Origin of the sequence: Micromonospora sp. WMMD882 (genome assembly GCF_027497255.1) — a bacterium.
In the GTDB taxonomy this organism is placed as follows: domain Bacteria; phylum Actinomycetota; class Actinomycetes; order Mycobacteriales; family Micromonosporaceae; genus Micromonospora.
In genome coordinates, this window is the sequence record NZ_CP114903.1 from 4,489,020 (window position 1) to 4,510,123 (window position 21,104).

Below are 21,104 nucleotides of genomic sequence, written 5' to 3' on the forward strand. Positions count from 1 at the left end.
CGGTCTCAGCCGTAGGTGTCCCGGGGGCCCCGGCCCCGGACCCGGCGGGGCCCCCGGGACCAGGACGGCGCGGCGGGCCCGTGGATGTGCAGCTTGCGCACCACGTTGTGGCCCACCTCACTGGCGATCTGTCGCAGCAGCGAGCCGGCCAGCAGGCGAAGCTGGGTCGCCCAGGCGGTCGACCGGGCCTCCACGGTGAGCTCGCCGTCCTCCAGCTTCACCGGCCGGCTGTTCTGGGCGACGTCCGGCCCGACGACCCGCTCCCACGCGCCGAACACGGTCGCCTCCGCGGCCGGCTGCTGCCAGCCCCGGGCCTTCATCAACCGCTCCAGCACCACGCCCAACGGCTGCGGGTCGCGGGGGTCCGGTCCCGGCCCCGAGTACCCGCGGGGCCGCCGCTGGCCGCCCTCTCCACCGCCGACGGCGCTGCGCCGCCGGCTGGCCGTGGACGCCGCCGCCCGGCGGGCCTTCGCCGCGTCCAGCACCGCCCGGGCCAGCGCCGGGCCGGACGCCCCGTCACCGCCACCATCGCCCGTGCCGCTCTCGCCGCCGCCCGTGCCGGCCGTGCCGCTCTCGCCGCCTGCGCCGCGCCGAGCGCCCGTGCCGTTCTCGCCACTACCCGCGGTGCCCGCTCCGCGTCGAGCGGCGGCGACACCACCCGTGCCGCGCTGAACGCCGCCACCGGTCGCCGAAGAACCGTCCTGGGCGCCGTCACCGGCCGCGCCGCCGGCCGCACGGCCCGCACGGCGCTGAGCGTCGACACCGTCGTCGGCCGCGCCCCGGGCCGGGCCGGTACGCGGGGGCGGGAGCTGGCGGTCATCCGGCACGGCGGACCGCCCCCGCGTCGACGGAGAACCGGGCCCCGCGCAGCGCCACCGGCACGTCCTCGTCGACCGCGCAGGTCACCAGGAGCTGGGCGGCCCCGCCGACCAGCCCGGCCAGCCGTTCCCGGCGGCCGGCGTCCAGCTCGGCGAAGACGTCGTCGAGCACCAGCACCGGCTCGATACCGTCGGCCCGCAGCAGGTCGTACGCGGCCAGCCGCAGGGCGAGCGCGAACGACCAGGACTCGCCGTGGCTGGCGTACCCCTTGGCGGGCAGCGGGCCGAGGGTGAGCGCGAGGTCGTCGCGGTGCGGGCCGACCAGGGTGGTGCCCCGCTCGACCTCGGCGGCGCGGGCCCCGGCCAGCGCCGCGGTCAACGCCTCGGCGAGGGCCGTCCGGTCCGCCGGGGCGTCGGCCAGCTCCAGCGACGGCCGGTACGCGATGCCGGCCGCCCCGCGCCCGGCCGCGACCGCGTCGTACGCCTTGGTGACGTGCGGGGTGAGCGCGGCGACGAGCTCCAGCCGGCCGGCGAGCAGCTCCGCGCCGTGCCGGGCCAGGTGGGCGTCCCAGACCGCCAGCGTGGACAGGTCGCCGCCGCGCGTGCCGCCGGTCTTACGGGCCAGGTACGCCGTACGCAGCAGGGCGTTGCGCTGCTTGACGACGCGCTCGTAGTCGGCGCGCACCCCGGCGAAACGGGGTTGCCGCAGCACCAGCAGGTCGTCCAGGTAGCGGCGGCGTTCGGCCGGGTCGCCCCGGACGAGTTCCAGGTCCTCCGGGGCGAACAGCACCAGCCGCAGCGCGCCGAGCACGTCGCGGGCCCGACGGGCCGGCGACCGGCCGAGCCGGGCCCGGTTGGCCTTCCCCGGGACGATCTCCAGCTCGACCAGCAGCTCCCGGCTCTCGTGCACCACCGCGCAGCGGATCACCGCCGACTCGGCGCCGAGCCGCACCAGCGGCGCGTCGGTGGCGACCCGGTGGCTGTCCAGGGTCGCCACGTAGCCGAGCGCCTCGACCAGGTTGGTCTTGCCGACGCCGTTCGCGCCGGTGAGGACGTTCGCCCCCGGCTCAAGGTCGACTTCGACCCGCTCGTACGAGCGGAAGTCGACAAGTTCGAGCCGGCGGACGTACACGGGCGGCGGCGCCGGTCAGCGCTTGCGGACGGCGTGCCCGCCGAACTGCTGACGCAGCGCGGCCACGGCCTTCATCGCGGGCGAGTCGTCCTGCCGGGAGGCGAACCGGGCGAACAGCGAGGCGGTGATGACGTTCAGCGGCACGGCGAGCCGGACGGCCTCGTCGACCGTCCAACGCCCCTCGCCGGTGTCCTCGGTGTAGGGGCTCAGCTCGGCCAGCTCCGGGTCCTCGTCGAGGGCCCGGTCGAGCAGGTCGAGCAGCCAGGACCGGACCACCGTGCCCTCACGCCAGGACTTGAACACGCCCGGCACGTTGGTCACCAGCTCGGAGGCGGCGAGCAGCTCGTACCCCTCGGCGTAGGCGTGCATCAGGCCGTACTCGATGCCGTTGTGCACCATCTTGGCGTAGTGCCCGGCGCCGACCGGCCCGGCGTGCACGAAGCCGAACTCGCCTTCCGGCTTGAGCGCCTCGAAGATCGGCATCAGCCGGGACACGTGCTCCTCGGACCCGCCGACCATCAGCGCGTACCCGTTCTGCCGACCCCAGACGCCGCCGGAGACGCCGACGTCGAGGTAGCCGATGCCGCGCTCGTTCAGCCGTTCGGCGCGCGGCGCGTCGTCGCTGAACCGGGAGTTGCCGCCGTCGATGACGATGTCGCCGTCGCCGAGCAGCCCGGCCAGCTCGTCGATGGTGGCGTCGGTGACGCCGGCCGGCACCATCACCCACACCGCGCGCGGGGCGTCGAGCTTCTCGACCAGCTCCGCGAGGGTGGCCACGTCGGTCAGCTCCGCGTTGTGGTCGAAGCCGACCACCTCGTGCCCGGCGGCCCGCAGCCGCTCGCGCATGTTGCCGCCCATCCGGCCGAGTCCTACCAGCCCGAGCTGCATCTGTACCTACCTCCGGTGCGTCGGTCGAGGGGCCTGCGCGATCAGCGGGAGACGCGGATCGGCATGATGAGGTACCGGTACCCGGGAATGACCTCGCCATCCTCACCGGCCGGCGAGATCACGGCGGGCTTGAACGCGTCGACGAAGGAGAGCATGGCGGTCTGCGCGCCCAGGTTCGCCAGACCGTCGATCAGGTACTGCGGGTTGAAGCCGATGGTCAGGGCCTCGCCGGTGAAGGTGGCGTCCATGGCCTCGCTGGCCCGGGCCTCCTCGGTGCCGCCGGCCTCGACCACCAGCCCGTCGGCGCTGAAGCTGAGCAGGACCGGGGTGGTGCGTTCGGCGACCAGCGCGACCCGCTTGACCACCTCGATCAGGCCGGCCACCGACACCCGGGCCTCGGCGTTGTGGCTGGCCGGGAAGAGCGACCGGACCGGCGGGTAGTTCGCGCCGTCGAGCAGCCGGCTGGTCGTGCGCCGGGTGCCGCCGGAGAAGCCGATCATGCCCTCACCGGCCGCGCCCTGGGACAGCGCCAGGTTCACCTCGCCGCCGAGCGGGCCGAGGGCCTTGGCGGTGTCGTGCAGCGTCCGGGCCGGCACCAGGGCGTTGATGCTCACCTCGGCGTCGTCGGGTCGCCAGGTCATCTCGCGCAGGGCGAGCCGGTAGCGGTCGGTGGCGAGCATGGCGAGGGTCTCCCCGTTCAGCTCCAGCCGAACCCCGGTCATCATCGGCAGTGTCTCGTCCCGGCCGGCGGCGACGGCCACCTGGGCGACCGCGGCGGCGAACGCGGCGGCGTCGACGGTGCCGGCGCTCTCCGGCATCTCGGGCAGGCTGGGGTAGTCCTCCACCGGCATGGTGGGCAGGGTGAACCGGGCGCTGCCGCAGACCAGCTCGAGGTGCGCGCCGACCGCGGCGATGTCGACCGGCTTGGCCGGCAGGGCCTTGGTGATCTCGGCGAGGAGCCGGCCGGAGACCAGGGCGGCCCCGTCGGCGTCACCCTGCACCTCGACGGTGACCTGGCTGGAGACCTCGTAGTCGAAGCCGGATACCTGGAGGTCGCCGTCGGTGACCCGGAGCATCACCCCGGCGAGCACCGGTACGGACGGCCGGTTGGGGAGGCTCTTCGCGGTCCACGCCACGGCCTCGGCGAGCGCGTCGCGCTCCACTCGGAACTTCATCAATGCCTCCGCGTCGACGTCAGCGACAACTCTCTCATGCCGACCGCTGCCTGCCGTCCCGCCCGACCGTGCGGGTACCCATCGCACCTTAGGGCGCGCGGGCATCGGCTGTGCGCCCGACCCCGTGGATCGGCAGGCGCCGGCCGACTCGGGTCGGCGGCCGACGGCCCGATCCACAGGAAGTCCAACGGTGATGATTGGTTTTTGTTCTCTTCAAAGAGATAACCCGTAGTCGTCATCGCACCTGTGGAAACTGTGGAGAAGTCGCGTTTGCGCAGCTCAGAGCGCTTATCCACCGGTGGTTTACCTGTGGAGAACCCTGGGTACAACCGGCCTTCTTGTCCACAGGCTGCGTGGACCGCGAAGTTATCCACCGTCGTCCACAGGTTATCCACCGCTTATCCACCGACTTTCTCCCCAGGGCTGTGGACAGCGGGTGACGAGCCGACGCCAGTTATCCCCAGAACCTTCAACAGCCCGTCCACAGGTGGCCGGTGGCCGGTGGACAACCGGGTCGACTGTCCACAGTCGTCCACAGGCTGTCCCCAGGGTTTATCCACAATCTGTGGGTAACTGGTCGGCCGCCCAGGGTAGTTGTCCACCGCCTGTGGATAACTTGCTGTGGACAAGTCGGCCGACCTGTGGACAACAGAGCCGCCCGGTGGACGACGCGACGGCCGGTGGACAGCCCGGAGCGGCTTCCACAGCCGTCACGGAGCCCCACGGAGCCGGCACGGGAGGCCGACGGAGCCGGCGCGGGGCTGCCCGACGGTGGCGCGTCGGCAGCGGAAAATGGCGCACGCCCGGCCGTCGGGCCGGGCGTGTCGGTAGGAGTAAGGCGTCGTGCCGGTGCCGGGGCGGGCGCTCCCGGTGCCCGTACGGGCTCAGGAGGTCTGCTTGATCCGGTTGGTGAGCTCGGCGATCTGGTTGTAGAGCGAACGCCGCTCGGCCATCTGCTGCCGGATCTTGCGGTCGGCGTGCATCACCGTGGTGTGGTCCCGGCCGCCGAACGCCTGCCCGATCCGGGGCAACGACAGGTCGGTCAACTCCCGGCACAGGTACATGGCCACCTGGCGCGCGTTGACCAGCACCCGGGACCGGGAGTGGCCGCGCAGGTCCTCCAGGCTCACCCCGAAGTAGTCGGCGGTCGACACCATGATCTGGTCGGCGGTGATCTCGGGGCCGGCACCGTCCGGGATGAAGTCCCGCAGCACCTCCTCCGCCAGCGACAACTCGACCGAGGACCGGGTGAGGCTGGCGAACGCGGTGACCCGGATCAGCGCCCCCTCCAACTCCCGGATCGAGTTCGACACCCGGGAGGCGATGAACTCCAGCACGTCCGGCGGCGCGTACAGGCGCTCCTGGGCGGCCTTCTTCTGCAGGATGGCGATCCGGGTCTCCAGGTCCGGCGGCTGGATGTCGGCGAGCAGACCCCACTCGAACCGGGTACGTAGCCGGTCCTCCAGGGTCTCCAGGTCCTTCGGCCGCCGGTCGGACGTGATCACGATCTGCTTGTTCGCGTTGTGCAGGGTGTTGAAGGTGTGGAAGAACTCCTCCTGCGTCCGTTCCCGGTTCTGCAGGAACTGGATGTCGTCGATCAGGAGGATGTCCACGTCGCGGTACCGGCGTTGGAACGCGCTGGTCTTGTCGTCCCGCAGCGAGTTGATGAAGTCGTTGGTGAACTCCTCGGTCGAGACGTACCGGACCGAGCGGGCGTTGCCCAGCGTCGTGGCGTAGTGCCCGATGGCGTGCAGCAGGTGGGTCTTGCCGAGCCCCGAGCTGCCGTAGATGAACAGCGGGTTGTACGCCTTCGCCGGGGACTCGGCGACCGCCACGCTCGCCGCGTGGGCGAACCGGTTGGAGGAGCCGATCACGAAGGTCTCGAACATGTACTTCGGGTTGAGCCGGTTGCCCCCGGTGTCCCCGCCGGGAAGCCGACGGTCACCCGGCCCGCCCGGTCGGTGGTCCACGCCACTTCGCCCCGGCCCGCTGTCCGTGCCGCCGTCGCGGGGCAGCCGGTCCCGTCCCGTCCCGCCGCCGTCGTACCGCTGCTCGTACGGGCGGCCCGCCTCGGGGCCGCCGGGCGGCGCGGGGTCGCCGTAGCCGCGGCGCTCCGCGCCACGGTCGTCGTACCCGCGCGGGTCGGGGCCGGTGACCGTACCACGCAGGTGCTCGGCGAACGCGGCGGTGAACAGCGGCTCCTGGCCGCCACGGCTGGTGGGGATCAGCCGGGGCGGCTCCTCCACCGGCCCGTCGGGCGACCCCCCGGGCTCCGGGCCGTCGTGGTCGTCACGTGACGCCGCCGGGGGGTCCCCGAACGGGGCGGCCGGCTCGGCGGGGCCGACGCCCGGATCGAAGCCGGCGAAGGGCAGCTCGGGGGCGTCGGCCTCGGGCACGCTCCGGTAGACGGTGCCGACCGGACGTCCCGCGCCGTCCTCGGGCGCCCGGACGGTCACCGCCACCTGGATCGGCCGGCCGAGTCGGCGGGTCAGCGCCTCGGTGATCGCCGGGCGCAGCCGGGACTCGATGACGTCCCGGGTGAAGGCGTCCGGCACCGAGAGCAGCGCGGTGTCCTCGACGATGGCGCGCAGTCGGGTCAGCCGGAGATAGGCGCGCTGCTGAGCCGAGATGATCTCGTCGGCGAGTTCGTCCGTCGCCGCCGCCCACACCGCGGCAAGGTCGGTCGTTCCGGCCACCGTCGTGCCACCCCCTCGCCTCTGCTCCCGACCGCCGCTGTCTCGCCAGTCGGCCGTCCCGGGCCCGCCACCGCCGTCGAGCGGCTGAAACGCCGTCCGCCCGGACGGCTGACCGGCCGTCGTCCACAAGTTATCCACAGCCTGTGTACCGACCGATTGTGGCCGCCCGCCGGATGCGGGTGGGAACTGGCCCCTGCCTGAACGGGTGCTGAAGCGGGTTCACCGTGCCGAACGATTGACTGCCCCGTCCGGTCTTGCCTGTCAACGACCGTCGACGGCACCGGACGCTGCTGGCCGATCACGACGTTGACCGCAAGCGCGCACGCTAACAGCGTTGTCCGCGCCGCTACAACCGGTGGCGTGCGGTGCCCTTGTCGGCATCAGCGAAAACCGCCGCTTCGGTCCCGGCGCGTCGCGGCGGGCACGGCCCCGCGCGAGCGGCCGGCTCCGTCGCGGGCCTGCTCGATGACGGCATCTCCGGTACGGCCCCGCGCGCGCCGTCCGGCCGGCCGGTGGCCGGTGATCACCCCGGGAACGGGTGTTTGACGGTCATTGCCGCCCTGCGTAGGCTGGAGCGGCTGCTCTGTCGCCCTCTGCTAGGGTGATGGGTGCCTGTTGTCCGGGATCGTGGTGCCCGCTGCCTCGGGTCCGTGCATCTCAGGACAGCGCCGATCGAGGTCACCACGCCGTGGCCTGGACCACCACACACCCCGGGCGACTACCCGCGGGCGTACGGAAAACGGAGAGCCTGACGTGAGCAAGCGCACCTTCCAGCCGAACAACCGCCGGCGCGCGAAGACCCACGGCTTCCGGCTGCGCATGCGTACCCGTGCCGGCCGCGCCATCCTGTCGACCCGCCGCGCCAAGGGCCGTACCCGCCTGTCGGCCTGAGGCCGATCGGGTCCGCTCGGGGGACGTGGGCAGTCGTGCTGACAGCCGCGCAACGACTGCGGCGCAGCGACGACTTCGCCGCAGCGGTCCGTGGTGGGCGTCGTGCCGGCCGCGGCGCGGTCGTCGTCCACCTGAGTCTGCCGCCGACACCGGAGCCCACAGCACCGCTTTCGTCGGAGCCGGCGCGGAGCCCCGGGGTGGAGGAGATCTCCACCCCGACCCGCGCCGGCTTCGTCGTGTCCAAGGCGGTCGGCCCGGCCGTGGTCCGCAACAAGGTCCGCCGACGGCTGCGGCACCTGGTCCGGGAACGGCTCGACGCGCTGCCGGCCGGCAGCACGATCGTGGTACGTGCTCTTCCTCCGGCCGCCGACGCCGCGTACCTCCGGCTGGGCGCGGATCTGGACGGGGCCATCGCCGCCGTCCGGGCGCCCCGGAGCCGGCGGTCGCGGTGAGCGGCGCGACCACCACCCCCCGGGCCACGACACTCGGTGCCCGGGTGCTGGTGGGGCCGATCATCGCGTACCGTCGTTGGATAAGCCCGGCACTGCCGGCCCGTTGTCGGTTCTACCCGTCGTGCAGCGCGTACGGCCTGGAGGCCGTCGTCCGGCACGGCGCGTTACGGGGAGCCGGCCTGACGATCCGGCGGCTGCTGCGCTGCCACCCCTTCCACCCCGGTGGGTATGACCCGGTGCCGGAGCCGGGCGGCCGCCGCCGTGCCGACGTGACTGGAGCCTGAGAATTGAGTCTCGACTGGATCTACTATGCGATTTCGTGGATCCTGCTGGCCTGGCATTCGGCCTGGGACGCCATCGGGGTGTCGGACGCTGAGGTCGCGGGGACGAACTGGGCCTGGATCCTGGCCATCGTGTTCCTGGTGGTCACCGTACGGGTGATCCTGTTCCCGGTCTTCGTCAAGCAGATCAAGTCGCAGCGGGCCATGCAGGCGCTGCAGCCGCAGGTCAAGGCGCTGCAGGAGAAGCACAAGGGTGACCGGGAGACGCTCCAGAAGGAGATGATGGAGCTCTACCGGAAGGAAAAGGCCAACCCGTTGATGGGCTGCCTTCCGATGTTCCTCCAGATCCCGGTGTTCCTCGGCCTCTTCCACGTGCTGCGTCGCCTGGACCCGGCCAACCAGGGCAAGACCCTCTACGGCTGGACGGTCGCGCAGTTCGACAGCGCGTCGGCGGCGACGCTGTTCACCGCCCCGATCGCCGGCAAGTTCGGCTCCACCGCCGACGAGCTGGCCCGGCTCGGCGCGAACGGCACCACGGTCAAGATCATGGCCGGCGTGCTGGTCCTGGTGATGATGGGCACCACCTACCTGACCAGCCGCCAGATGATCCTCAAGACCGGTTGGGCGGAGGATCCGCAGCAGCGGATGATCCAGCGGCTGATGCTCTACGGCATCCCGGCGTCGCTGCTGATCTCCGGCGCGATCTTCCCGATCGGTGTGATCATCTACTGGGTCACGAACAACCTCTTCACCCTCGGCCAGCAGCAGTGGGTGCTGCGCAAGTTCCCGCCGCCGCCGAACCTGACCGCCGCCAAGGCGGGCTCCGCGACCCGCAACCCGGCGCAGCCGGCCAAGGCGACCGGTCTGCTCGGGCGGAAGAAGCCCGCCCCGCAGGTGCCGGTCAAGCCCGCCGCCCCCAAGGTCGCCGGGCCGAAGCCGGGCGCGAAGCCGGTCAACCCGAAGAAGAACCGGCCCGCCAAGCGGCAGGGCTGACCGACCCACCGGCCGCCGCCGGGCACCCCTGGCGGCGGCCGGATCCGTACCGTGCGGCGGACGGCCGACACCGGGGCGGATCCCGCGCGGTCGCGCGGTCACGGGCGACACTGCCCGTACAGACGTGCCCGGGGCACCGGCGAGACCTCCCGCCGCCCGGGGAACCAGCGGACCCGACGGTCCGGCCGAACGAAGTACGGAGATGAACCGTGACCGACACCAGCATCCCCCGCGCCGACCGGTCCCCGGAGGAGGACAGCGCTCCGACCGCGGAGATCGAGGCCGACGTCGACGAGGCCGACGAGACCGTCGTCGACAAGGCCGGAGAGAAGAAGGCCCCGGGCGACGGCGACCTGTTCCGGCAGAGCGAGATCGCCGCCGACTACATCGAGGGCCTGCTCGACATCCTCGACTACGACGGTGACATCGACGAGCTGGTCTCGGGTGGCCGGCCGGTCGTCGAGGTCGTCGGCGCTCGTCTGGAGAGCCTGGTCGGGCAGCGCGGGGCCACCCTGGAGGCGCTCCAGGAACTGGCGCGACTGGCGGTCTTCCGGCAGACCGGCACCCCGAGCCGGCTGCTGCTGGACGTGGGCGGCTACCGGGCCAACCGCCGTAAGGAACTGGCGGCCGTCGCCAAGAACGCGGTGGAGAAGGTCAAGGAGCACGGTGAGCCGGTGCGGCTGGAGCCGATGTCCGCGTTCGAGCGCAAGTGCGTCCACGACGTGGTGAACGCGATGTCCGGCGTGGAGAGCGAGTCCGAGGGCGTCGAGCCGAACCGGCGGATCGTCGTCCGGCCGGTGGACTGACCAGGTGACCGCCGACGCCACGGCAGGCGCTTCCGGCCCGGGTGGTACGCCACCCGGGCCGTCGCCTGTCTCCCCCCGCCCCACCACCGAGCCGTCCGGCGTCACCTCGGCCGGCCCGCCGGCCGAGTCCGACCTCCCGGAGGCACCTGCGCCGACCGGGTCCGATCTGCCGGCGAAGGCCGGCGCGTCGGCGGACGCCGACCTGCCGGTGGAGCCCGGCGCGCCGACGGGAGCCGATCTGCCGGCTGAGTTGGCCGAGTCGGCGCGGACGCTGTTCGGTGAGCGCCTGGACCTGGCCACCAGGTACGCTGAGCTCCTTGTCACCGACGGAGTGCTCCGGGGTCTCATCGGGCCCCGGGAGGCCCCAAGGATCTGGGACCGGCACCTGCTCAACTGCGCGGCGATCGCGGAACGGATCCCCGAGGGCGCGACGGTCGTCGACGTCGGCTCCGGCGCCGGCCTGCCCGGTCTGGTACTCGCCATCGCGCGGCCCGATCTCACCGTCACGCTTGTCGAACCGCTGGCCCGCCGTACCTCGTTCCTGGTCGAGGCGGTCGAAGGCCTCCGGCTCACCCGTACCGTCCGGGTGGTCCGGGGCCGCGCCGACGAGGCGGCGGCCGGCGTGAACGGACTCGCTCCGGTCAGCGCGGACGTCGTCACCGCCCGAGCGGTGGCGCCGCTGGACCGGTTGGCCGGCTGGTGCCTGCCGCTCACCGTCCGGGGTGGACGGCTGCTGGCGATGAAGGGTTCCTCGGCGGACGAGGAGGTCGCCGGGCACGCCGCGGCGGTGGCGCGGCTCGGAGGCGGAGACCCCGAGGTACGCCGGTGCGGTGTCGGGGTGATCGACCCGCCGACGATCGTCGTCGAGATCGTCCGGGAGCGGCTGGTCGGTCCGGTACGCAAACCACCCAGGGCGGCCCGGCGGGGCGGCCGACCCCGAGGACGCTGACGTCGCCCGGCTCCCCGGTGGTGGTTGTGTCGTTGAACCGGTACGAGCCGGGCGCTGCTCAGCTTGTCGGCATGGACCTTCTCCGCCCGTGCGCCGTAGGCTGGCCGCGCGTCGATAGTGTGGGACGGACGGCAGCCGGTGTCCGGTGTCACGGGGCCACGGCAGTTCCCGCCCGGCCGTACGCTTCGGGGAGCGGGGCGCGGGTACGACAGCGACGGTGTGCGGACCGACCATCCGAAGCGGGCAGGGATGACAGGTGCATGACGACGGCAGGTACGACGATCCCGGGCTGACCGGACGGGGGGACTCCCCGGCGGCTGCCCCGGTTTCACGTGAAACCGATCAGGAGCGCTGGCCGGTGGAGATTCGCCGCCCGGCTGCCGATAGTGGCGGGCCGTTGCCCGCGGGTCTCGTCCCGGCCGCTGCCGGCGACGTCCCGGCATCCCTGTCGTCCGCCGGTCCCGACCGGACGCCACCGCAGGTGTACCGGTCCGCCAACGTCGCCGGTCGACAACCCGTCACGCCAGCGGTGGAGGTGGTCCAGTCGTACGTTTCCCTGGCCGTCCCGCAGCAACCCGCTCCGGCTGCGGTCTCCGCGCCGCCCTATGCCACCACCGACGCAACCACGTCGCCGGCCGGCTCTCCCGCCGCTCCCGACGACGCGTACGTTTCACGTGAAACTCCGACGCGCGAAGAGGATGACCCACCGTTGGCTATGGAGGCTATGCGCGCCGTACAGATCCTGAATCCCAGTGGCGAGGTCACCATGCCGCGCCCCGACCGGACGAGGGTGATGTGCGTCGCGAACCAGAAAGGCGGCGTGGGTAAGACCACGACCACTGTGAACCTGGCGGTGGCGCTTGCCCTGCACGGGAACCGCGTGCTCGTGGTCGACCTGGATCCGCAGGGCAACGCCTCGACCGGGCTCAACGTCCCCCACCACACGGGCGTGCCGGACGTCTACGACTGCCTGATCGACAGCGTCCCGCTGGAAGAGGTCGCCCAGGGGGTCGAGGGCATTCCGAACCTGTGGTGTGTGCCGGCCACCATAGATCTGGCCGGTGCGGAGATCGAACTGGTGTCGGTGGTGGCCCGCGAGTCACGGCTCCAGCGGGCGATCGCCGCCTACCCCGGCCACTTCGACTATGTTTTCATCGACTGCCCGCCGTCGCTCGGCCTGCTCACCGTGAACGCTCTGGTGGCCGCGCAGGAGGTGCTCATCCCGATCCAGTGCGAGTACTACGCGCTGGAGGGTCTGAACCAGCTCATCAACAACATCAACCTGGTCCGCAAGCACCTGAACCCGACGCTTGACGTCTCCACCATCCTGCTCACCATGTACGACCGGCGGACCCGTCTCGCCGACGCGGTCGAGCAGGACGTTCGGAACCACTTCGGGAACAAGGTCCTCCAGGCGGTGATCCCCCGGAACGTCCGGGTCTCCGAGGCCCCGAGCTACGGGCAGTCGGTGATGACCTACGATCCCGGTTCACGAGGCGCCACCAGTTACTTCGCCGCTGCCCAGGAGATCGCCGAACGGGGGGCCAAGGAGCCGGTGAGCCGGAATGCGTAGTGCGGAAAAGTCGCTGGGAGGCGTCGTATGAAGAACCGTCCGCGTGGCGGACTGGGCCGAGGGCTCGGGGCACTGATCCCGACCGCCCCCGTGGAGACGCCGGAAACCACGACACCCGCTCCGCCGGCCGTCGTCGACCCGACCCCGCCGGTCACCGCAGTACCCGCCGAATCTCCCGGTAACTCCACCGCCCCGGTGGTCACGCCCACCGCCCCGGCTGTTGCGCCGCCCAGCGTCCCGGTGGTGTCGCCGGAGCCGACGGGTCCTGCGCTCGCTCCGGTGCCCGGAGCGCATTTCGCGGAGATCCCGGTCGACGCGATCATTCCGAACCCGAAGCAGCCCCGGCAGGTCTTCGACGAGGATGCGCTGGAAGAGTTGAAGACCTCGATCGAGCAGGTTGGCTTCCTCCAGCCCATCGTGGTACGCCAGCTCGACGACCAGAAGTACGAACTGGTGATGGGCGAGCGCCGCTGGCGGGCCGCGCAGGCCGTCGGTCGGGAGAACATTCCCGCGATCGTGCGGGACACCCGGGACGACGCGATGCTGCGGGACGCGCTCCTGGAGAACATCCACCGGGCCAACCTCAACCCGCTGGAAGAGGCGGCCGCGTACCAGCAACTGCTGGAGGAGTTCGGGGCCACCCACGAGGAGCTCGCCCGGCGCATCGGTCGGAGCCGTCCGCAGATCTCGAACACGATCCGGTTGCTCAACCTGCCGGCTCAGGTGCAGCGGCGGGTCGCAGCCGGGGTGCTCTCGGCCGGGCACGCCCGGGCGCTCCTGAGCCTGGACGAAGCCGAAGCCCAGGAGCAGTTGGCGTTGCGTATCGTGGCCGAAGGTCTCTCGGTACGCGCGACCGAGGAGATCGTCTCCCTCGCGTTGAGCGACGGCGAGACGAAGCCGCCGACGGCCCGACGCCGCCCGAAGGCGCACGCCCCCGCGCTCACTGATCTGGCGGACCGCCTCTCCGACCGGTTCGACACCCGGGTCAAGGTCGACATCGGGCGGAGCAAGGGCAAGATCACCATCGAGTTCGCCACCGTGGACGACCTCGAACGAATCGTCGGGATCATCGGCGTTGGGCAGGACGAGGGCGTCGGGCAGGACGAGCCGGAGGACTGACCCGCCCGCCCCAGCGAATACGACCGCGCCCGGCACCACCCGGGTGGCGGTCGTTTCTCGTGGGGCTAGCGGCCGTTTCACGTGAAACGGGCGGCACCTGACAGATTTCAGAGGCCGCAGGGACTGTCCTCGTGGCGCGCGCCGCCCCGCTCTCTCCGTCGCCCCCAGATCGCCGAAACTGCGCCTTCTTTCACGGTCGATACCGCGACATCACCGAACTGGACGGAGGGGCGCACGCCTCGGCCCAGGGCACCGGGAGGGAAGGCCACCGGGAGGGAAGGGCCACCACCTGAGCGGGACCGGACACCTACGGACCGCGCGGGACACTACCGAGCGGGACGACGGGCACTGCCGAGATACACGGGCACCCACCGGACTCGACGGAAACCTACGGGCTGGCACGTCGTCGCGCACCGCCCACTTACTGACGTCGTTGCGCAGCACCACATCGGGCTCGACGGGTACCTACGGGCTGCACGGCCGTCAGGGGGTGCAAGCAGCAGGCGAGAGGCGGGACAGTGGGAGCTCACGACAGCCGGGCGGTACGTCGAGAAGTGTCGCCGTACGGGCGGAACAACTCAGGGTCCAATCACCTGGTCCTGCCGCACCTCACAGCCGGCGATCTGGACGGGAAGAAAGTTATCCACAGGCTGTTGGCCAGACGATCCGCTATCCACAGGAGTTATCCACAGGCAGCCCCGTTTCACGTGAAACAGCGCGTGAAACGGGGTGCAGCCCTGTGGATGAAGCGGTGTGACGGCGGTCTCGTCGGCGGTCGAACGAACAAAATTCGGCATCTCGGACCGGACCACTGCGGGCCGTTGGCCGTTCCGCACTTCCGGCGGCGACGACCTGTCGAGCGACGGCCCGCCGATCATCCCGACCACCGATCACCCCGATCCGCCGTCGATCGCGACCCGCCGACCCGCCGACCCGCGACGACGCCGTCGATCACGACTCACCGACCCACGACGACGCCGTCGACGATCACGGCCCACCGACCCACGACGGCCCACCGACCCACGACGAACCGTCACGGAGGTGTCAACCCCGACAAGGCGCAGAGCGGACCTCCGAACTTCCGTTCCTCGCTCGCCGGTGGACGTGCTGCCGCCTGGCCAGGATGGACCCAGCGACGACATGGACGACAGGTGTCGGGTGAAACCGCAGGTTCGGGTGGGGACAGCGGTCGCGGACTCGGTTAGGGTCAGCGTCGTGCCCGAAAACCCGCCCCAGCCCCCCGACTTCACCCAGTGGCCCTCCTTCCCCTTCGAGGGGGATCTTCGCGTCAAGCGTCTCGACGACCCGGTGCCGGTCGAGCCTCTCCGGAAGGGTGAGGGGGATCGGGAGTGCACCGCCTGTTCCGCTCCGGACGAGGCGTACATCTGGGTGGGGGAACGATGGCGGGTCCGGGCGATGGACCGGCCGACGGGCCTGCCGATGGTGTTGATCCTGGAGTCCCGGTCGCACTTCGATCTGGGCGACCTGCCGAATCTGCTCGCCGCCGAGCTGGGTGTGATGACGGTGCGGCTGGAGCGGGCGATCCGCTCCCTGGACGGGGTGGCCCGGGTGCACGTCAACCGGTGGGGTGACGGCTCCTCCCACCTGCACCTGTGGTTCCTGGCCCGGCCGTACGGTCGGCTGCAACTGCGCGGGACGTTCCTGTCGCTGTGGGATTCCATCCTGCCGCCGATCTCCGACGAGCAGTGGCGGGAGAATCTCGCTCTGGTGGCCGCCTGGCTCGGCGAGTTCGGCGGCCGGCCGCTGGCTGAGCCGTCCCGGATCCAGTGGCAGGCCCCGGCGAGGTTCGGCGCGCCCTCCTCGTTGGCGGACGCGGTCACGCCGAGAGAGGGCGAGGGCGGCTCGGTGATCGAGGCGGCCGAGGAGACCGACGAGCCGGTGGGCCGGATCCCTGCGCCACGCACCGACCCGGACCCGATCGAGGCGACCGGTGGAGCCCGGACGACCGAGCCGATCTGAGGACGGCGTCTCGACGACCGAGGCACGCCGGCAGCCCCGCTGAAGATGGCGCCTCGACGACCGGGACGAGAGTCAGGCGGAGCGGACGGCGGCTCGGGCCACCAGCGATCCGAGCAGCCGCCCGAAGTCGAGCCCGGCGGCCTGGACCGCCAGCGGCAGCAGCGACGTCTCGGTCATCCCCGGTGAGACGTTCACCTCCAGCACGTGCGGCTGGCCGGCGTCGTCCACGATCATGTCGACCCGGGAGAGATCCCGTAGACCGAGGGCGTCGTGCGCGGCCAGGGCGACCTCGGCGACCCGGTCGGCCGCTTCCGGTTCGAGCCGGGCCGGGGTGTGCCAGGTGGTCCGGCCGGCGGTGTAGCGGGCGGCGTAGTCGTAGAGGCCGTTTCGGGGCACGATCTCGACCGCCGGCAACGCGCGCGGCCCCTCACCGAGATCGACCACGGACACCGCCACGTCCATACCGGGCACGTACCGCTCGACCAGGGCGGTCGAGTCGTACGCGAAGCAGCCGACCATCGCCGCGGGCAGCGCGGCGGCGTCCCGGACGACGGCCGCGCCGAGGCCGGAGCCGCCCTGTGCGGGCTTCACCATGACCGGCAGGCCGAGCCGGTCGACGATCCGCTCCAGCACCGCCACCGCGCCGAGCTCGGAGAACCGGTCGTGCGGCAGGGCCACCCAGTCGGGGGTGGGGATGCCGGCCTCCCGGAGCACCGTCTTGGCGGAGGGTTTGTCCCAGGCCAGTCGGGCGGAGCGGGCGTCGCAGCCGACGTACGGGACACCGCACAGGTCGAGGACGCCGCGCAGCGAGCCGTCCTCGCCGGTCGCCCCGTGCAGGGCGATCACCACCGCGTCCGGCGCGTCGGCGGACAGGGCGGGCAGCAACGCGACATCGGCGTCCCGCAGCTCCGCGTCGACGCCGGCCGCGCGGAGCGCGTCGAGCACCCGGCGCCCCGACTTCAGGGAGACGTCCCGCTCGTACGACAGTCCGCCGGCCAGGACGAGGACCCGCAGGTCCCCGGCGGCCGGGCCGGACGGCGTGTCGCTGGTGGAGCCGGGGTGGTCGACGGGGGTGACAGCCATACCGGAGATCATGCCAAGTCGGGTCCGGGCGCGTCCGCGCCGGCCTGCCCGCGCCGACCCGGCCGGCTGACCTGGCCGAAGACCCGCCGCATCGCGATGTCCTGTTCCATCACGCCGGCCAGCCGGCGGACGCCCTCCCGGATCCGCTCCGGCGACGGGAAGGAGTAGTTGAGCCGCATGTGGCGGGCGCCGGTGCCGTCGGCGTAGAAGCCGGTGCCCGGCACGTACGCCACCCGGGCGGCGATGGCGCGGGGCATCATCGCCTTGGAGTCCAGACCGTCGGGGAGGGTGGCCCAGACGAACAGGCCGCCGGCCGGTCGGGTCCAGGTGGTGCCCGCCGGCATCAGGTCGGCCAGCGCGTCCAGCAGCGCGTCCCGCCGCTCCCGGTAGACCTCCTGGTAGACCTTGAGCTGCTGCCGCCACGGCATGGTGCGCAGGTACGTCGAGACGGCGGCCTGCGCGTACCCGCTCGGGCAGAGGATCTGCGCCTCGCTGGCGATGACCAGCTTGTCGCGGACGGCGTGCGGGGCGAGGATCCACCCCACCCGCAGCCCGGGGGCGAAGGTCTTGGAGAAGGTGCTCAGGTAGAAGACCCCCTCCCGGCGGCGGGCGCGCAGCGGCCGGGGGGCCTCCGACTCGAAACCGAGCTGCCCGTACGGGTCGTCCTCGACCACCAGGAGGCCGGCGCGTTCGCAGATGTCCAGCACCCGTTCCCGCCGCTCCTCGGTGAGCGTCACGCCGGCCGGGTTCTGGTAGGTGGGGATGGTGTAGAGGAACTTGACCCGCCGACCGGTCCGGGCGCAGTCGGCGACGGCCGCCTCCAGCGCCTCCGGGATCAGCCCGTCCTCGTCCATGGGTACGTGCACCACCTGCGCCTGGGCGGCCTGGAACACGCCGAGCGCGCCGACGTAGGTGGGCCCCTCGGCGAGCACCACGTCACCGGGGTCGAGGAAGAGCCGGGCGACCAGGTCGAGGGCCTGCTGGCCGCCGACGGTCACCACCACGTCCTCCGGGGACGCCCCGCACGAGGCGTCGATGCCGGAGAGGGCCATCACCTCGCAGATCCGTTCGCGCAGCTCGGGCAGGCCCTGGCCGATGCCGTACTGGAGGGTGGTGGCGCCGTGTTCGGAGCCGAGCCGGCCGAGCATCTCGCCGACCGCGTCGAGCGGCAGCGCGGCGATGTACGGGGCGCCGCCGGCCAGCGACACCACCTCCGGTCGGCTGGCCACGGCGAAGAGCGCGCGGATCTCCGAGGCGGTCATGCCGCGCACGCGCCGGGCGTACCGGTCGGTGTAGTCGTCGAGCGTCGTGCCGGTCATGACATCACCTCGTCGGCTGTCGGGTGGGCCCCGGTCGACCGCGGACCCCGGTGGCCCGTCCGTCGGTGGGGGCCGGTGGGCGGGCCCGCGAAACACGCCGGTCGGTCGATCGTAGTCCCTGGTGGTCAAGGTCATGTCGCGACGCGAGAAATCGTCCACATCCCGGGCCGTCGCGTCCGTCGGCCACCACCACCGCGCCCGGCGACCGCCGCCGCGACCACCACCGCGCCCCCGTCAACTGCCGCCGCGACCGGCGCCCCGCGCCGCCGACCAACGCCACGGCGTCGACTCCCGGCACGTGGTGTTCGCGCGTCCCCTCCCACGGCGGCGTGTCGCGGCGTACGATCGCTCGTCGGGGGCAAACGCGGCGGCATGATCCGCTGCGTCGTCACCTCCGAGCCTAGTTGTGGGGATGCGCCAATGTCGCGACGTCTGGTCAGCCTGACCCTCGACACCCTGGAAGATCTGCCCCGGGCGTGCCGGCAGTGTGTCTTCTGGGAGCTGGATCCGGTCTCCGCCGACCGGGCCTGCGCCGCGGGTGACCCGGGGCTGGAGAAAGAGGCGTGGGTCTCGCAGACGCTTCTGGAGTGGGGCTCCTGCGGCAAGCTCGTGTACGTCGACGGCATGGCCGCCGGCTTCGTGATGTTCGCCCCGCCGGCCTACGTGCCCCGCTCGATGGCCTTCCCCACCTCACCGGTGTCGGCCGACGCCGCCCTGCTGACGACGGCGCACGTGGTGCCCTCGTTCGCCGGTGGGGGGCTGGGGCGGATGCTGGTGCAGGGTGTCGCCCGGGATCTCACCAAGCGCGGCATCAAGGCGATCGAGGCGTTCGGCGACGCCAAGTTCGGCGACATCGACGAGCTGGCCGTCGGCGGCTGCGTGGCCCCGGCGGACTTCTTCCTCTCCGTCGGCTTCAAGACGGTCCGCCCGCATCCGCGTTACCCGCGGCTGCGGTTGGAGCTGCGTACCGCGCTGTCCTGGAAGTCCGATGTCGAGTACGCCCTGGAGAAGCTGCTCGGCTCGATGAGCCCGGAGAGCCTGCTCCGCCCGGTCCGTCCCGCCACCCGCTCCACCACCGGCTGACCGGCGGGGCCGGTCGACCGCACCGCCCGGCCGGACGGGGCGGTCGAGCCGCGGCCGTCACCGCGCGGCGCGGCCGGCCGCCACCACGGCACGCAGCTCGCTGACGTCGATCGAGCCGGTCGGCACGTCCCGTTCGACCGGGAAGTACATCCGCTGTACGGCGGCCACGATCGCCTCGACCACCCGGTCCCGGAAGCGCGGATCCACCAGCCGGCCCCGGTCGGCCGGCGAGGTGAGGTAGCCGATCTCCACCCGGACCGCCGGCATGCGGGTGAGTCGCAGCAGCTCCCACGTCTTGGCGTGGGTACGGCAGTCCCGCAGCCCGGTGCGGGCCACGATCTCCCGTTGCACCAGCCCGGCGAGGCGTTCCCCGGTGGCCGAGGTGACCCCGTTGTCGGTGCCGTAGTGGTACGTGGCCACCCCCTCCGCCGCCGGGTTGCGGTGCCCGTCGGTGTGCAGGGAGATGAACACGTCCGCGCCGAGCGTGTTGGCCAGCTCGGCCCGGTCGGCGTCGGGCAGGCACGTGCCGGGTGACGGCCCCCGGGTGAGCTGCACCCGGACGCCGGCCGCCGCGAACCGTCCCTCCAGCCGGCTGGCCAGGTCGTGCGTCAGGTCCGCCTCGGTCCAGCGCAACGGCCCGTCGCGTACGACCACGCCGGGGTCGGTGCCGCCGTGCCCCGGGTCGACGACCACCGTCCGGCCGACCAGGGCCGGACCGGACTGCCGGATCGCGTCGGACTCCCGTAGCCACTGCGGTCGGCCGCCGACGACCTTCCGGCCGAGCCGGCGCAGCGCGTCCAGGGTGTGCGGGCCGCAGGAGCCGTCCGGCGTCAGCCCGACCTCCCGCTGGAACTGGGCCAGCGCGCGGGCCGTCCGCGCGCCGTAGACGGCGTCGGCGCGGCCGACGTCGTACCCCATCTCCAGCAGGCGCTCCTGCAACGTGCGGACGTCCTCGCCGCTGATCGGCTCGGGTACGGCGTGGTACAGGGTGCGGGCGCCGAGCCGCCACCGGGCCGCGTCCAGCGCCCGCCAGGTCTCCGCGCCGACCCGGCCGTCCACGCTCAGCCCACGGGACTGCTGGAAGGCCCGGACGGCCCGCTCGGTGACCGCGTCGAACGCGTCGACGGCAGCGCCGTCCTCCGGGGGGAGCAGGTCGAGGTCGGTGAGGACCCGGCGGATCTCCCGTACCGCCGGGCCGTGGTCACCGGGGCGGATCGGACGCACGGACGACCCCCTCTGCGGCTGCTGACATCTCGCCACCCACCGCGGTCGTACGCAGGGGCTCTCCTCATCGAGTACGCCTACGGAGCGTACCGTTCCCGGTACCGCCGCGTTCCCGGTTGCCGCAAGCGGTGCCGACCCCCGCGCCCCCCGCCGACCCCCGCCGACCCGCGCCCCCGCCGGCCGCCCGGCCCTGCCGGAAACCGAACACCCCGCACCCCTGGTCGGGGGTACGGGGTGTTCGGTTTCCGGCGCCGGGCCCGCCCGGGTGGACGCGGTCCGGCGCCGGTCAGCTCAGAGCGCGGCCTGGATCAGCTTCACCAGCTCGCCCTTGGGCTTGGCCCCGGCGATCGACTGCACCGGCTCGCCGTCCTTGAAGACGGTGAGGGTAGGCACCGACATCACCCGGTAGGCCCGGGCCGTCTCCGGGTTCTCGTCGATGTTGAGCTTGACGATCCGGACCTGGTCGCCCATCTCGTTGGCGATCTCCTCCAGCAGCGGCGCGACCTTGCGGCACGGCACGCACCACTCGGCCCAGAAGTCCACGAGCACCGGCTTGTCGGACTTCAGCACGTCGCTGGCGAAGTTGGCGTCGGTGACCGCCGTCGTCGTTCCCACTATTGACCCTCCTCCGGAAATGAATGC

General features: G+C 72.4%; 18 protein-coding genes and 1 pseudogene. 10 read left to right on the forward strand and 9 right to left on the reverse strand.

Going from position 1 to position 21,104, the window contains the following annotated elements; genetic code table 11:
* Nucleotides 1-5 precede the first annotated feature (5 nt).
* The 5 genes and pseudogenes from O7606_RS19020 to dnaA form a co-directional block, all read right to left on the reverse strand.
* Nucleotides 6-512 (reverse strand): annotated as a pseudogene (locus O7606_RS19020) (DciA family protein); the annotation flags it as partial.
* Between the two features lie 304 nt (nt 513-816).
* Nucleotides 817-1,950, reverse strand: coding sequence for a DNA replication/repair protein RecF (gene recF, locus O7606_RS19025; RefSeq protein WP_281595370.1), 1,134 nt, complete (start codon nt 1,948-1,950; stop codon nt 817-819).
* A 15-nt stretch (nt 1,951-1,965) separates the two neighbouring features.
* Nucleotides 1,966-2,838 carry a phosphogluconate dehydrogenase (NAD(+)-dependent, decarboxylating) gene (gnd, locus tag O7606_RS19030; protein WP_281595371.1) on the reverse strand — a complete coding sequence of 291 codons (873 nt, stop codon included), beginning with the start codon at nt 2,836-2,838 and terminating at the stop codon, nt 1,966-1,968.
* A gap of 41 nt (nt 2,839-2,879) precedes the next feature.
* Complete coding sequence (gene dnaN / locus O7606_RS19035; RefSeq protein WP_281595372.1) at nt 2,880-4,013, reverse strand: DNA polymerase III subunit beta; 1,134 nt, start codon at nt 4,011-4,013, stop codon at nt 2,880-2,882.
* A gap of 884 nt (nt 4,014-4,897) precedes the next feature.
* On the reverse strand, nt 4,898-6,709 hold the full coding sequence (gene dnaA / locus O7606_RS19040) for a chromosomal replication initiator protein DnaA (RefSeq protein WP_281595373.1): 1,812 nt from the start codon (nt 6,707-6,709) through the stop codon (nt 4,898-4,900).
* A gap of 753 nt (nt 6,710-7,462) precedes the next feature.
* Here dnaA and rpmH point away from each other — a divergent pair.
* From rpmH to O7606_RS19085, 9 genes are all read left to right on the forward strand, one after another.
* The gene (gene rpmH, locus O7606_RS19045) at nt 7,463-7,600 is read left to right on the forward strand and encodes a 50S ribosomal protein L34 (protein WP_088969042.1); all 138 of its coding nucleotides are present in this window, start codon (nt 7,463-7,465) and stop codon (nt 7,598-7,600) included.
* Between the two features lie 35 nt (nt 7,601-7,635).
* Nucleotides 7,636-8,052 (forward strand): ribonuclease P protein component, encoded by a 417-nt coding sequence (gene rnpA / locus O7606_RS19050; RefSeq protein ID WP_281595374.1) that lies wholly within the window; start codon nt 7,636-7,638, stop codon nt 8,050-8,052.
* Nucleotides 8,053-8,096: 44 nt separating this feature from the next.
* Nucleotides 8,097-8,336, forward strand: a complete 240-nt coding sequence (gene yidD, locus O7606_RS19055) for a membrane protein insertion efficiency factor YidD (protein ID WP_281599759.1) — start codon at nt 8,097-8,099, stop codon at nt 8,334-8,336.
* 3 nt (nt 8,337-8,339) lie between these two features.
* Nucleotides 8,340-9,326 (forward strand): membrane protein insertase YidC, encoded by a 987-nt coding sequence (yidC, locus tag O7606_RS19060; protein ID WP_281595375.1) that lies wholly within the window; start codon nt 8,340-8,342, stop codon nt 9,324-9,326.
* 209 nt (nt 9,327-9,535) lie between these two features.
* Entirely contained in the window at nt 9,536-10,132 is a 597-nt protein-coding gene (locus O7606_RS19065; RefSeq protein ID WP_281595376.1) for a R3H domain-containing nucleic acid-binding protein, read from the forward strand.
* Between the two features lie 4 nt (nt 10,133-10,136).
* Entirely contained in the window at nt 10,137-11,081 is a 945-nt protein-coding gene (gene rsmG, locus O7606_RS19070; protein WP_281595377.1) for a 16S rRNA (guanine(527)-N(7))-methyltransferase RsmG, read from the forward strand.
* A 256-nt stretch (nt 11,082-11,337) separates the two neighbouring features.
* On the forward strand, nt 11,338-12,654 hold the full coding sequence (locus tag O7606_RS19075; RefSeq protein ID WP_281595378.1) for an AAA family ATPase: 1,317 nt from the start codon (nt 11,338-11,340) through the stop codon (nt 12,652-12,654).
* Nucleotides 12,655-12,681: 27 nt separating this feature from the next.
* Nucleotides 12,682-13,773 (forward strand): ParB/RepB/Spo0J family partition protein, encoded by a 1,092-nt coding sequence (locus O7606_RS19080; RefSeq protein ID WP_281595379.1) that lies wholly within the window; start codon nt 12,682-12,684, stop codon nt 13,771-13,773.
* 1,215 nt (nt 13,774-14,988) lie between these two features.
* The gene (locus O7606_RS19085; protein WP_281595380.1) at nt 14,989-15,753 is read left to right on the forward strand and encodes a hypothetical protein; all 765 of its coding nucleotides are present in this window, start codon (nt 14,989-14,991) and stop codon (nt 15,751-15,753) included.
* Between the two features lie 72 nt (nt 15,754-15,825).
* On the opposite strand, the gene O7606_RS19090 is transcribed toward O7606_RS19085, so the two are convergent.
* Nucleotides 15,826-16,836: a D-alanine--D-alanine ligase gene (locus O7606_RS19090; protein WP_281595381.1), complete on the reverse strand. Its 1,011-nt coding sequence runs from the start codon at nt 16,834-16,836 to the stop codon at nt 15,826-15,828.
* An 8-nt stretch (nt 16,837-16,844) separates the two neighbouring features.
* Nucleotides 16,845-18,155 (reverse strand): PLP-dependent aminotransferase family protein, encoded by a 1,311-nt coding sequence (locus O7606_RS19095; RefSeq protein WP_281595382.1) that lies wholly within the window; start codon nt 18,153-18,155, stop codon nt 16,845-16,847.
* 420 nt (nt 18,156-18,575) lie between these two features.
* Between O7606_RS19095 and O7606_RS19100 the strand changes: the two genes are divergently transcribed.
* Nucleotides 18,576-19,238, forward strand: a complete 663-nt coding sequence (locus O7606_RS19100; protein ID WP_281595383.1) for a GNAT family N-acetyltransferase — start codon at nt 18,576-18,578, stop codon at nt 19,236-19,238.
* A gap of 57 nt (nt 19,239-19,295) precedes the next feature.
* Here O7606_RS19100 and O7606_RS19105 read toward each other — a convergent pair whose 3' ends face one another.
* Together O7606_RS19105 and trxA are read right to left on the reverse strand one after the other, a co-directional pair.
* The gene (locus tag O7606_RS19105) at nt 19,296-20,462 is read right to left on the reverse strand and encodes an N-acetylmuramoyl-L-alanine amidase (protein WP_281595384.1); all 1,167 of its coding nucleotides are present in this window, start codon (nt 20,460-20,462) and stop codon (nt 19,296-19,298) included.
* A gap of 291 nt (nt 20,463-20,753) precedes the next feature.
* Nucleotides 20,754-21,077 (reverse strand): thioredoxin, encoded by a 324-nt coding sequence (gene trxA, locus O7606_RS19110; protein WP_281595385.1) that lies wholly within the window; start codon nt 21,075-21,077, stop codon nt 20,754-20,756.
* Nucleotides 21,078-21,104 lie beyond the last annotated feature (27 nt).

Coding starts and splice junctions, on each gene's coding strand:
- gnd (WP_281595371.1), bottom strand. CDS start 2,838: ATGCAGCTCGGGCTGGTAGGACTCGGCCGGATGGGCGGCAACATGCGC.
- dnaN (WP_281595372.1), bottom strand. CDS start 4,013: ATGAAGTTCCGAGTGGAGCGCGACGCGCTCGCCGAGGCCGTGGCGTGG.
- O7606_RS19080 (WP_281595379.1), top strand. CDS start 12,682: ATGAAGAACCGTCCGCGTGGCGGACTGGGCCGAGGGCTCGGGGCACTG.
- O7606_RS19090 (WP_281595381.1), bottom strand. CDS start 16,836: ATGGCTGTCACCCCCGTCGACCACCCCGGCTCCACCAGCGACACGCCG.
- O7606_RS19095 (WP_281595382.1), bottom strand. CDS start 18,155: ATGACCGGCACGACGCTCGACGACTACACCGACCGGTACGCCCGGCGC.
- O7606_RS19100 (WP_281595383.1), top strand. CDS start 18,576: ATGTCGCGACGTCTGGTCAGCCTGACCCTCGACACCCTGGAAGATCTG.